Source organism: Allocellulophaga tsushimaensis (genome assembly GCF_055383085.1).
In genome coordinates this window covers 2,718,426-2,731,375 of sequence record NZ_AP039451.1, presented here as the reverse complement: position 1 = coordinate 2,731,375, position 12,950 = coordinate 2,718,426, and the positions used below count along the sequence as shown (strand labels likewise).

10 protein-coding genes are annotated in these 12,950 nt (G+C 31.2%); 4 read left to right on the top strand and 6 right to left on the bottom strand.

What is annotated here, in order from left to right; genetic code table 11:
- Positions 1–62: 62 nt before the first annotated feature.
- The 3 genes from ACZ451_RS11795 to ACZ451_RS11785 are packed head-to-tail and all read right to left on the bottom strand — an operon-like array spanning position 63 to position 3,312.
- Positions 63–1,016: an AAA family ATPase gene (locus ACZ451_RS11795; protein ID WP_464212647.1), complete on the bottom strand. Its 954-nt coding sequence runs from the start codon at positions 1,014–1,016 to the stop codon at positions 63–65.
- A gap of 9 nt (positions 1,017–1,025) precedes the next feature.
- The gene (locus ACZ451_RS11790) at positions 1,026–2,447 is read right to left on the bottom strand and encodes a peptidylprolyl isomerase (RefSeq protein WP_464212646.1); all 1,422 of its coding nucleotides are present in this window, start codon (positions 2,445–2,447) and stop codon (positions 1,026–1,028) included.
- Positions 2,434–3,312 carry a peptidyl-prolyl cis-trans isomerase gene (locus ACZ451_RS11785; protein ID WP_464212644.1) on the bottom strand — a complete coding sequence of 293 codons (879 nt, stop codon included), beginning with the start codon at positions 3,310–3,312 and terminating at the stop codon, positions 2,434–2,436. Before ACZ451_RS11785 ends, ACZ451_RS11790 begins: the two co-directional genes overlap by 14 nt.
- Positions 3,313–3,448: 136 nt before the next feature.
- Between ACZ451_RS11785 and ACZ451_RS11780 the strand changes: the two genes are divergently transcribed.
- From ACZ451_RS11780 to ACZ451_RS11765, 4 genes are read left to right on the top strand one after another with little or no spacing between them, the layout of a single operon-like run.
- Positions 3,449–3,691, top strand: coding sequence for a hypothetical protein (locus ACZ451_RS11780; protein WP_464212642.1), 243 nt, complete (start codon positions 3,449–3,451; stop codon positions 3,689–3,691).
- A gap of 14 nt (positions 3,692–3,705) precedes the next feature.
- On the top strand, positions 3,706–4,851 hold the full coding sequence (locus ACZ451_RS11775) for a serine hydrolase (protein ID WP_464212640.1): 1,146 nt from the start codon (positions 3,706–3,708) through the stop codon (positions 4,849–4,851).
- 53 nt (positions 4,852–4,904) lie between these two features.
- Entirely contained in the window at positions 4,905–7,265 is a 2,361-nt protein-coding gene (locus ACZ451_RS11770) for a DUF2339 domain-containing protein (protein WP_464212638.1), read from the top strand.
- Positions 7,246–8,475, top strand: coding sequence for a DUF3999 family protein (locus tag ACZ451_RS11765; protein WP_464212636.1), 1,230 nt, complete (start codon positions 7,246–7,248; stop codon positions 8,473–8,475). Before ACZ451_RS11770 ends, ACZ451_RS11765 begins: the two co-directional genes overlap by 20 nt.
- A gap of 75 nt (positions 8,476–8,550) precedes the next feature.
- Here the strand turns inward: ACZ451_RS11765 and rimO are convergent, their stop codons facing one another.
- The 3 genes from rimO to ACZ451_RS11750 all read right to left on the bottom strand — a co-directional run bounded on the left by rimO (position 8,551) and on the right by ACZ451_RS11750 (position 12,910).
- The gene (gene rimO / locus ACZ451_RS11760; protein ID WP_464212634.1) at positions 8,551–9,852 is read right to left on the bottom strand and encodes a 30S ribosomal protein S12 methylthiotransferase RimO; all 1,302 of its coding nucleotides are present in this window, start codon (positions 9,850–9,852) and stop codon (positions 8,551–8,553) included.
- Between the two features lie 144 nt (positions 9,853–9,996).
- Positions 9,997–11,202, bottom strand: a complete 1,206-nt coding sequence (locus ACZ451_RS11755; RefSeq protein WP_464212632.1) for a tetratricopeptide repeat protein — start codon at positions 11,200–11,202, stop codon at positions 9,997–9,999.
- A 25-nt stretch (positions 11,203–11,227) separates the two neighbouring features.
- Positions 11,228–12,910 (bottom strand): amidase family protein, encoded by a 1,683-nt coding sequence (locus tag ACZ451_RS11750; RefSeq protein WP_464212630.1) that lies wholly within the window; start codon positions 12,908–12,910, stop codon positions 11,228–11,230.
- Between the last annotated feature and the right edge of the window lie 40 nt (positions 12,911–12,950).

Sequence of the window (12,950 nt, the reverse complement as noted above, 5' to 3'; positions counted from 1 at the left end):
GTCGAAACTTTTAGTTTAAACTAACTAAAAAATTGGAATACTGTGTAGAGAAGTTCCTTATATTAAAGTAATTCTTGAATAATACGGTCTTCTGAAATACCTTCTGCTTCTGCTTTGTAATTCTTTATAATACGATGTCTTAAGATTCCTAGGGCTACTGCTTTAACGTCTTCTATATCTGGAGAGAATTTTCCATGTATAGCAGCGTGTGCTTTAGCACCTAAAATAAGGTTCTGTGATGCTCTAGGTCCTGCTCCCCAATCAATGTATTGTTTTACATAAGCTGTAGCTGTTTCTAGATTTGGTCTTGTACTATTTACCAAATTAACAGCATAGGATATCACATTATCAGGAACTGGTATTCTACGAATTAAATGTTGTACAGCAATAATATCTTCTGCATTAAACAATGCATTTAGATTAGGGTTATGATCTGATGTAGTTGCTTTTACCACAGCTATTTCCTCATCTACCGAAGGATATTTTAATTCAATAGCAAACATAAACCTGTCTAATTGCGCTTCGGGTAAAGGGTAAGTACCTTCTTGCTCTATTGGATTTTGCGTTGCTAACACAAAATAGGGTGCAGGCAATTTATAATTTGTACCAGAAACCGTTACCGTACGTTCTTGCATCGCCTCTAATAAAGCTGCTTGTGTTTTTGGTGGGGTACGGTTAATTTCATCTGCCAGAACTATATTAGAAAAAATAGGGCCTTTAATAAATTTAAAAGTTCTGCTTTGATCTAATATTTCACTTCCAAGAATATCACTTGGCATTAAATCTGGTGTAAATTGTATTCTTTTAAAATCTAAACCTAAGGTTTTAGCTATGGTATTTACCATTAAAGTTTTAGCTAAACCTGGTACACCTATTAATAAGGAATGACCTCCTGTGTAAATAGATAGTAAAATCTGATCTATAACAGCATCTTGACCAATAATAACTTTTGCAATTTCTTTTTTTAGAGAATGATGTTTTTCAACAAGATTTTCAATAGCAGTAACGTCTGACATATAATTTTTTTATTTTACCCAATTGTTAGTAAAATCACAGTTTTTATTAGACTCGTTTACACTGATATAGGTATCTTCTATATGATCTGTTAACCACTTTCGTATGGCATTAGTTCTTTTTTCTGTTAAGGCCAATTGTTGAATTTTAAGGTAATCTTGCGCAAAATCTGCTGTATGCTCATCATACCTATTTGTTACTTTTATAATTTTATAGCTAGTACCATCTCTAGGATCTTCTTCAAGAAGCGGATACGAAATTTCATTCCCTTTTAAATTTCGCACTTGGTTGTATAATTTAGGATCCATGTTGGTCAGTTCAAATCTGGAACCAAAATCTATAGGGTTACGAAGTTGTCCTCCATCATTTTTTGTCTCTTTCTGATCAGAGAAATTTAAGGCTGCTTCTGCAAAAGTAAATTCGTTATTGATAATTTTTGCACGAATACTATCCAATTCCTTTTTAGCCTCTTCCATAGCACTATCAGAAATTTTTGGTATCATTAAAATATGTCTAATCTCTCTTTCTTGCCCTAGTATTTTTTCAACCAAAATAATATGATATCCAAAAGTAGTTTCAAAAGGTTCAGATATTTCTCCTTCTCCTAAGCTAAACGCTACATCTTTAAATTCCTTTACAAAACCGGTTTCTTTGTTAATTTTATAAAAACCTCCACCTGATTTAGAGCCCGGATCTTCTGTATATAATATTGCTTTTACACTAAAACTAGACCCATTATTTAAAACGTCTTCTCTTATTTTGTTGAGTTTATCGATAACTTTTTGCTTTTCTTCTTGTGATGCTTTAGGTTTTTTAACAATCTGAGCAATTTCTAATTCTGCACCAAATACTGGACGCTCATCTTTCGGTATTTTATTAAAAAATTGTCTTACTTCATCTGGAGTAATTTCAATTTCGGAAACTATACTTTGTTGCATTCTTTCTGAAAGCATGCGTAACTTGTTTATTTTATATAGTTCTTGTCTAAAACTGGCTTCATCTTGTTTTCTGTAGAATGCCAATACCTTTTTAATATCACCTACTTGTGCAACTAATTGCTGTATTTGCCGATCACTATTTGCATTAATTTCATCATCGGATACTAAAATACTATCTTGTACTGCTTGGTGCGCATAAAGCCTATCTTCCATTAATTTACCTAATAATCCACAACGGGTTATATCCTCTTCAGAAGCGCCTTGTGTTCGTAAATCTATTAAGGTTTTTTCGATATCAGACTCCAAAATTAGATATTCTCCAACAACAGCGGCAACACCGTCTATTTTAATTTTTTTAAATGTTGCTGTAGAATCAGCTATCATACTAACATCTTCTTTATCCATCATTTCTTCCTTTTCTTCTTGTGCAAAAGAAAGGGTAGTAGAGATAAATAATAAAATAAGAACAAATACGGTTGTGCTACTTTTTTTCATAAACTTCAAATTCTTTGTCTTTAATTGCATCATCAATTATTTCGGTTTCCATTTTTCGGATCAACTCCAAACGCCTTCTATTTAATAAAACTTGCTTTATAGATGGTTTTATATAAGATAGTGGAGCAATATCGTTAGGTTCTAATATATCGGTAATCTTTACCAAATATACCCCTAATGAATCCTGTAATTCAAAAAATTGTGATTTTTTTAAGTACTTATCTTCGTTTTCTGGGTTTAAAACGGGTATTTCTTCTTCAACTCTAGCCAAAGAAACCCAAATAGAATCATTAAAATTGAGTTTTTTAAATTGTACGCCAACAGAATCTAAATATTTAATATCTGATGAATTAAACCTTTTCAATTTTTGTTTCACTATATTTTTTTCTAAAAAAGCCAGTGGAAGTTCTACAAACCGAAGTTGTACCAATTTTTCTTTAAGCTTATAATTCTCTTTCTCTTTATTATAAAAAGCAGTTAACTGATCTGTGCTTACCAAAGTATCTTTAACCGTGCTTAATAGCGCTTCTCTGTACGCTCTAGTATATAAATCTATTTTATAATTCTCTATGAGTTGATCGTATTCTTTTAATTTATTTTCTGGTAAATTTATTTTAGCTTTAGAAAGTAGCAGTTGCTTTTTTGCCCAATTGTTTATGTAATTATGCACAAACGAAATACTGTCTTCGGGAGCCAATGTTTCATTAAGCACAGCACTAATAGCATCTTTATACAAATAAGTATCGCCTACTCTGGCAAGAACCTCTTTTTCTTCTTCTTTTGGATTGCATGAAAAACAAAAAAAACAGTATCCTAGAATTAGAAACTTAATAAGTATTCTATTGTTATTTTGATGTAAAAGCATCTTACAAAAATAATAAATAAGCAATGCTGTGCAAGTGTTCTTATTTAACAAAAATCACCTATTTTTAACTTGTACTTCAAAAATTCCCTTTATTCAGGGAGTATTAAAAAATATTGAAGCATTAATTTTACCTATAATGAGTATCAGAAAAATAAAAATGATTTGGGATTTTAGAGGTCCTGCGGCTAGCAAAACAGCAGAACATCATGAAATACATTTAAAAGAATATAGCAATGCAGAGCAACTGACACTAGATATTACTGGGTGTAAGCATATAAATGATATGCATAGCATTGCCTATTTAGTGGTTACTGATGCCGAAATGAAACCAGTAAGAGATGCTTTAAAACCGCATAGAGGCGAACTTTATGAAGAATAACTTAGTACAAAACCATGCAACCTAAACAATTAGCTTCTTTTTTAAGTTTACTCATTTTTATAAGTTACTCTTGTGAAACAAAAACCAATACCCAAGATCCTCTAGAAAAAGTTTTACAGTCTAACCTTCAGAATATTAAAAGCGTAACGGAACAACTAGAGCGCCATGAGATACAAATACAATACACACAGATCAGCAGAAAAAAAGGGCAGCCATTTTTTACTGATTATACTTTTCAAGTAGATTCTAGCAACTATTTTTATCCCGCCAGCACTATAAAATTACCAGTTGCCATTTTAGCTTTAGAAAAACTAAATAGTATTGATTATTTTGATCAGAATACATTGTTTTATATTGAGGGAGATACCCTAGAAACAACCATAACAAATGAAATTACTAAGATATTTGCTTATAGTGATAATGCTGCTTACAATCGGTTATTTGAATTTTTAGGTACAGACTACATCAATAAACAACTTAAAAAAAAAGGGATTAACAACACCCGTATCTCACATCGGCTTTCTGTTAAAGATGCTGATAATCTTACTACAAAACCTTTAGTGATTTACTTAAATGATAGCACAACTACCTTATCATCTAAGATTATTAATACACCTATTGAACCATTGGAGCTACATAAAATAAAAAAAGGGAAATATTTTTATGAAAATGAACAGTTAGTATCAGAAGCATTTGATTTTAGTTATAAAAATTATTATGCTATTGATGCGCAACATGAGGTATTAAAACGAATTATTTTCCCCAATGCATTTTCTAAAGACAAAAGATTTCATTTAACAGAACAACAACATCTATTTCTTTTAAAAACAATGGGAGCTACTCCTAAAGAACTAGGTTATGAATCATTAGATTATTATGATAGTTATATAAAGTTCTTTATGTATGGAGATACTAAAACTAGCATTCCAAAAAATATTAAAATATATAATAAAGTTGGCTATGCCTATGGTACGCTAACAGATTGCGCTTATATAAAAGATAGCACCAATGCTATAGAATTTCTTGTTACTGCTACGATATTAGTAAACAACAATGAAACTTTTAATGATAATACTTATGAATATGGTACTATTGGAATACCGTTTCTAGCAGAACTAGGCAGAAAATTATATGCTAATGAATTAAAACGTTTACCATAAAAATACGTTATAACATAAAGTAACAGTGTGGTTACTTAAAAAAGCAGCAATATATGAGTACGAACCAAGACCAAATAAACTTCCTCAAAAAAAAGTTAGCCATCTTGCTGAATAGGCAAGAAGACTTTGCAAAAGAGTTAGTTAAACTACATAAGGAGATTAAACAATTAGAAAATACTCCTCAAACAAAACTTCTTGAAGCTACTGAACCTAAAGTACCCATAATAGAACAGATAAAAGAAGAGTTGCCTATTAAAAAAATTACACCCGTAGCAGAAAAAGTTGTTACGCCTGTTGCTATAGAAACTCCTAAACCAGCAACAACGCACAAACCAATAACCCCTCCAAAGCCAAAGAAAAAATCTGATTTAGAAAGGTTTATTGGTGAAAATTTAATTAATAAAATTGGAATTTTAATAACCGTAATTGGTGTTATTATTGGCGCTAAATATTCTATAGAAAATAACTTAATAAGCCCATTAACACGTATTGTTCTAGGGTATATTACGGGTATAGGCTTACTTGCTTTTGGTTTAAAATTAAAAGCTAAATACACCAACTATAGTGCTGTTTTAGTTAGTGGTGCCATTGCCATCATGTATTTTATAACCTTTGCCGCTTATGACTTATATGGCTTGCTACCGCAAACAATGGCCTTTGTATTAATGCTCGTTTTTACTGTTTTTGCTATAGTAGCTGCAATACATTACAACAAACAAATTATTGCTCATATTGGCTTAGTAGGGGCTTACGGAATTCCTTTTTTATTAAGTAATAATTCTGGAAATGTACTATTTCTATTTAGTTATATGGCCATTATCAATATTGGTATTTTAGTCATTAGTTTTAAGAAATATTGGAAAGCATTATACTATGTAGCTTTTGCCTTTACATGGCTAATTTTTATAAGTTGGTTTGCTTTTTCATACAACCAAACTGAGCATTTTACAATAGCACTTGGATTTTTACTTCTGTTTTTTATTATTTTTTACTTCACATTTATTAGTTATAAGCTACTTAAAAAAGAACCTTACGCGGGAGGCGATGTTGTATTTTTGTTCATAAACTCTATTTTCTTCTTTTTTATTGGCTATGGCATACTAGCAGATCATGAAACAGGGAAGGAATATCTAGGACTATTTACCTTAGGTAATGCTATTATACATTTTATTTTTACAGTAATCGTTTACAAGCAAAAACTAGCTGATAAAAAATTATTTTACCTTATTTCTACTTTAGTATTGGTATTTTTAACCATAACCATACCCGTACAATTAGATGGGTATAAAGTAACAATTTTATGGGCTTTAGAAGCAGCCTTATTATTCTGGATAGGAAGAACAAAACAGATAGCTGTTTACGAAAAACTCTCTTATCCTCTCATATTTTTAGCATTCTTTAGTTTAGTTCAAGATTGGGATTCTGATTACTTTAGATATAGCAAATCAAATCCTGAAGCGTACATCACTCCCATTTTTAATATTAATTTTTTAAGCAGTATACTAGTTGCTTTATCTTTTGGGTTTATTAGTTGGATAAGTTTTAAGAAAAATCTAGCCTTAGCTGAAAAAACGAGCTTGCAAAAGTTCATCTCTACTGGGATTGTTATACTGTTTCTCATTACCTTATATTTTTCTTTCGCGCTAGAAATAGGCACCTATTGGGAACAACTTTATATAGATTCTGAGTTAAAAATAGCGGAAAGATATCATCAAAATTATAGTATTAGAGATTTTGAAGGCATCTGGATTATCAACTATACCATATTATTTTTTAGTATACTTTCTCTAGTTAATATTAAAAAAATAAAAAGCAGAACTTTTGGTATTACAAATTTACTATTAAACGCACTCAGCATATTCATTTTTCTAACGGGTGGTTTATTTATCATTAGCGAATTAAGGGAGTATTATATTGACCAAAGCTTAGCTGAATTCTATGATATTGGCATCTCTTATCTTTGGATCCGATATATCTCTTTTATTTTCTTAGGACTTATTCTCTATAGTTCGTACACTTACAGTAAACAGTTATTCATGAAACTACAAATACAAATAGGTCTTGAAATCAGTTTACATACCGTTCTCATTTGGATTTTAAGTAGCGAGTTATTGCACTGGATGAGTATTTACGGATATTCTGAGTCATATAAAATGAATCTGAGTATTCTATGGGGCGTTTATGCATTATTCCTTATTATTTTAGGGATTTGGAAACGAAAAAAACATATTAGAGTTGGTGGCATTGCATTATTTGGAGCAACCTTAGTAAAATTATTCTTCTATGATATTGCCGATCTAGACACCATTTCTAAAACAATTGTATTTGTTTCTTTAGGAATATTATTATTAATAGTTTCATTCCTTTACAATAAATACACAAAACAAATAGCTGATGAACCAAAAGACAATTAAACTAATCGTATTATTATTATGTATTGGTGCTAACGTATCTGCACAACTCAAAGAATACAACTATAAGCGGAGTGTACAAGAAAGCACAGCGCAATGGCATAGTATTTCCATTCCTGATGAAGTATACCAAAATACAAAAGCAAATCTTGCAGATATTCGGATTTATGGAATAACTCCAACAGATACCATTGAAGCACCCTATGTTTTAAACATCAAAAAAGAGGAGAAAACTTCTGAAGCCGTTAATTTTACTCTATTAAATAAAAGCCATACCAACAGTGCTTATTTTTACACCTATAAGATTACTGGAAATAAAACTATAAATGAAATTGAATTGCTTTTTGCTGCTGAAAATTTTGATAAAAGAATCACTTTAGAGGGTAGTCAAAACCAGAAACAATGGTACACACTTACAGATAATTATAGAATTCTGTCCATTAAAAATACAAATACCAATTATAAGTTTACTACCGTTAATTTTCCTAATGCGAATTACACCTATTACAGATTAAAAATTAAAAGTAATACAGATCCTAAACTTTCTACTGCTAAAATTAGACAACATAAAACTATAGCGCCCATATATAAAAATTATACAAATAAGACTTTTAGTGTTAACCTAAATAAAGATACCAAACAAACCATTTTAAATATTGAATTAAAAAATGCTGCTCCTATAAGTTATTTAAAAGTAAATGTTAATGACACGTTTGACTATTACCGCCCAACAACAATAAGTTATGCAACAGATAGTGTAAACACTGAGAAAGGATGGAAATATAGTTATCGTACCCTTAGTTCAGGAACCTTAACTTCTTTACAAAAAAATGAATTTACTTTTAGAAGCACCATTGCTAAAAAAATACGCGTAACGATTTCTCATCACGACAATCAGCCTATTGCAATTACTGGTTTAGAATGTAAAGGTTATGCGCATGAGCTCATCGCTCGCTTTACGCAAGATGCAGCATATTATTTTACCTATGGAAATCCAAATGCTTATGCTCCAAGTTATGATATTAGCTTATTACCCGACGCTATTCCTAAAACAAATACAAATTTAGCTTTGGGCGAAGAAGTAGCTATCGAAAAAATAAGCATACCACCAACCAAACCCTTATTTGAAGATAAAAATTGGCTTTGGGGAATTATGCTTGTAATGATTGCTTTATTAGGCTGGTTTACCTTTAAAATGATGAAGAAGAGTTAAAAAGCAGTTTATGAGTTTATCAACTTTGCTATTTTATAAGTTTATTCTGCTTAATATTTTGTAATTATCAAGTATTTAAACAGGCTCCCCATACAAATCAAAATCCGCTGCTTCTGTGATTTTAATGTTGGTAAACTCACCTTGTTTTAAGTAATATTTAGTAGCATCTATCAATACTTCATTATCTACATCTGGAGAATCAAATTCCGTTCTTCCAATAAAATGATTCCCTTCTTTACGGTCTATAATGCAACGCAAGGTTTGCCCCACTTTTTCCTGATTGAGTTCCCATGAAATTTGAGATTGAATTTCCATAATCTCAGCAGCACGCTGTTGTTTCACCTCTTCTGGCACATTGTCTTCTAAAGAATAAGCATGTGTATTTTCTTCATGGCTATAGGTAAAACAACCCAACCGCTCAAAACGCATTTCGGTTACCCAATTTTTTAGGATCTGGAAGTCTTCTTCCGTTTCGCCCGGATAGCCAACTATTAATGTGGTTCTAATGGTCATTTCTGGAACAGCAGCTCTAAACTCATGAATAAGCTTTGTGGTTTTAGCATGTGTGGTTCCTCTGCGCATGCTTTTTAGAATAGCATCAGAAATATGTTGCAAGGGGATATCTAAATAGTTACACACTTTAGGTTCCTTATTCATCACATCTAACACATCCATAGGAAAGCCTGTAGGGAATGCATAGTGCATACGAATCCATTCTATTCCGTCTACTTTAACCAGTTCTTTTAGCAATTCTGCTAAATTTCTTTTTTGGTATAAGTCTAAACCGTAATAGGTTAAATCTTGTGCAATTAAGATCAGTTCTTTTACGCCTTTCGCTGCTAATTTTTCTGCTTCAGTCACCAAATGCTCAATAGGCTTACTTTTATGCTTCCCTCGCATTAAGGGTATTGCACAAAACGAACAGGGTCTATCACAGCCTTCAGCAATTTTTAAATAAGCATAATTTTTAGGTGTAGTCGTTAAGCGTTCTCCAATAAGTTCGTGCTTATAATCTGCTCCTAAAGCTTTTAATAAATTGGGCAATTCGCTTGTCCCAAAATACTCATCTACATTAGGAATTTCTTTTTGTAAATCTGGTTTATAGCGCTCGCTTAAACAACCCGTAACAAAAACTTTATCTACAACACCTTCTTCCTTTTTTTGTACATACTCTAAAATAGTATTGACACTCTCTTCCTTTGCATTAGCAATAAAACCACAGGTATTGATCACTACTACATTACCTTCTTCTTCATGAACTACCACTTTGTTATTGGCTTTTAACTGCCCCATAAGTACTTCAGAATCATATACATTCTTAGAGCAACCTAGAGTAACTACATTAATTTTATTCTTCTTAAGTGTTTTTGTACGCATAGTATTGTAATGGAATGCAAAAATACGATAAGCTACTTGAACCGCATTACTTTAACAAGATTTCTTATTATTCCAAATTAGAACATCTTTAGCTTATGAATTGTTTAAACACAAATTAATTTTTAACATGAAATCGTAATGTATTTATTCTTTATGTGTAGTTCTTTCCAAAATGTTGTTCCAAATAATACCATAATCCAAATCAAGTATTTCCATATTAGAAATGACAAAATTTTTATACTTATTTTTTTCTTCATTTTCATTTACTAAATGCAATCCGTAAAATAAATACATTGATGCCCATAATGTATTGCTATTAGGAAAATTAAAATCAACAAGAGGTTTTAACATATCAATGCCTTGTTTTATTTTACCTAATTCTATAAGTGAAGCACCTCTTGTTCCTTTAAAATTAGGATGGTTAGGGTTTATAGAATAAGCAGTTTTGGAAGTGTATTCCGACTTATCATACTCTTCTGCAATTAAATAAAAGCAAGCCAAATTATTATTTAAAAATGAATTATAATATTTTTGCTTTTTATCTTTAACTAATTCCAAACAAGATTCTGAGACCCTAATCGCATCTTTTATTTTACCTATTTTAGAGTACGCAATAGCTAAATTAATTTTACAAAATATTTCTGCACTTTCTATTTTTAGATATTTTTCATAAATAGGAATCACTTTGTTATATTCTTTTTGTTCTAGATATTCATATGCTTCAAACAAATCATCTCTGTTAAAGTCGTTCACTAGAGTATTATCTTTTCGAAAAAGTATTTGTAAAAGACTTAATCCATCCGACGCAATTTTGATCCCATTATAATCTACATAAAAAGGTAATAAGCTTATTAATGCTAAATATCCATTAGCAATAATGACACAAGTGAATAAATCAATTCCAAAGTCACCAGTATATGACTCTTTATTAAATCCAAATAACATGAAAATTGAATATGCTAAAAAGATATTAGTTATTGGACCACCTAAAACAAAAATGAATAATCTAAATTTTAGAAAATTTAAATTATTAAAATTAGCCATTGCTAATCCACCATTAAATTTATTATTCAAGATGATTTTTATTGTAAATAACTCAACCCTAAAGACTTCATGTCCTCGTCCTAAAATTATTCTCCTTGGTTTACCACCAACTAATTTAGCAAAAATTATATGACCTATTTCATGAAGCACAATCCCTACTTTAACAAAAAATAAGGTTAGAATAATATTTAATAAAAAGTTTGATAAAATATTTAATTCATTAAAAAATCTAGTTAGGATACCTATTACAAAAACGACCCAATAAAACTTTGAGAATATTGATAATAAGATTTTTTTAGCTATCATAATAATTCAGGGTTCTATCTAAAGCTTACTCCAGAAAACCCTTAGGCAACTGCCTCACTTTTGTTCCTTTCTCAAAAGCACTTCCTAATTTTAATAATTTTAATTCTTGTAATTGTTTTGCTATAAAGGTTAAACTAATAGGTTCTCCAGTAGTTTTATAGCCCATTGGAACTGTTAATGCTGGGTATTTAGCCACCGCAGCATAACCAGCATGATAATTATTAATAGATAGTATAGCATCTAGATGATGTTCGTCTAAAACCGTATCAAAATAGGCACGACTTGTTTTTTCTAAATCTGCTATAATCTTTTCTAAGCCTTTGGCACTTGTAGTATCTGCCATTATCCCTTCAAACAAAGTTTGTCCGTATGGAATACGTGTTAATGAATCTTGGTTATTAAAATCCATGATATCCTGAATATTTTTAACAGTAACAGCTTCTGTATCTTTTACATTTGCTTTGATATATGCAGGTAGATCATTTTTCATATCTATATTAAGGATACTTAAAAATCCGGGAAGCGGGGTTTGTCCTGGTGTAAATTCTACTACTGTTGCCCCCATAGCTTCTATTTTTGTTAGCGTAGCCGCATAAATAGAATCGTTTTCTACTAAACCTTTAAAAACGCCAAAGCGCTTGCCCTCTAATGTTTCATTAAAACTTGCGCCAGAAAAGTAACTCGTACCATATTTTGTGTTGATAGATTTACTGTCTCCTGAATCAAAACCAAACATGGCATCTAATAAAATTGCATTATCAATAACATTCTTTGTCATAGGCCCAGGGGTATCTAAAGTACTCGAAATAGGTACAATTCCACCTCTACTTAACAAACCTATGGTGGGTTTTAAACCTACTACAGAATTCTGACTAGATGGTGACAGAATAGACCCTGATGTTTCTGTACCTACTGCTGCTACAGCATAGTTAGCTGCTACTGCTGTTCCACTACCCGCACTTGAGCCACCAGTTTCAAAAACCTTTCTACCATAAGGGTTTAACGTTTGTCCGCCCACAGCACTATAGCCAACTGGGCAACCACTGCATAAAAAATAAGCCCATTCACTCAAGTTAACTTTTCCTAAAATCAGTGCTCCATTGCGTTTTAATTCTTTTACAATAAAAGCATCATCTGTTTTATTTTCCATAAATGCAATTGCACCAGCCGTAGTAAGCATCCCTTCCGTATCAATATTATCCTTTAATAAGATAGGCATTCCATATATTGGATGATGGTTTTCATCTGGAGCATCTTTCATTTTTGCATCCAAAGCCCTAGCTTCTTCTACTACATTTTTATTTAAAGCTAAAATGGTGTTCAGCGTAGTTTCATTATCCAATTCGTATTTATAAATGCGATACAAATAAAATAAGACTAGTTTTTCATAAGAAAGTGTACCTTTTTTTATGTGCGTTTGTATGGTAGGAATATTTTGTTCTAAAATTAATGATTTCCAAGACTCGTAATCAGCTTCTTTTATTTGAGAGACTTCATGATATAAGGGAAGAAAAACATCATTTTTATTCAATACTTTAGACTGCACTAACTTGTACTGCATTCTCCCGATTTCATGATCTGCATTTTCGGCAACCTCAGTAGAATCGTTATACGGTTTCCAAAGTTCTACAACTTCTTTCTCTACAGGAGTAGCAACTTTACAAGAAAAGCAAAGTGAAATCGCAAATAATACTAAAATAAATCTCATATCTATAAATTAACTATTAAAGAAAATACTAAAATTACGC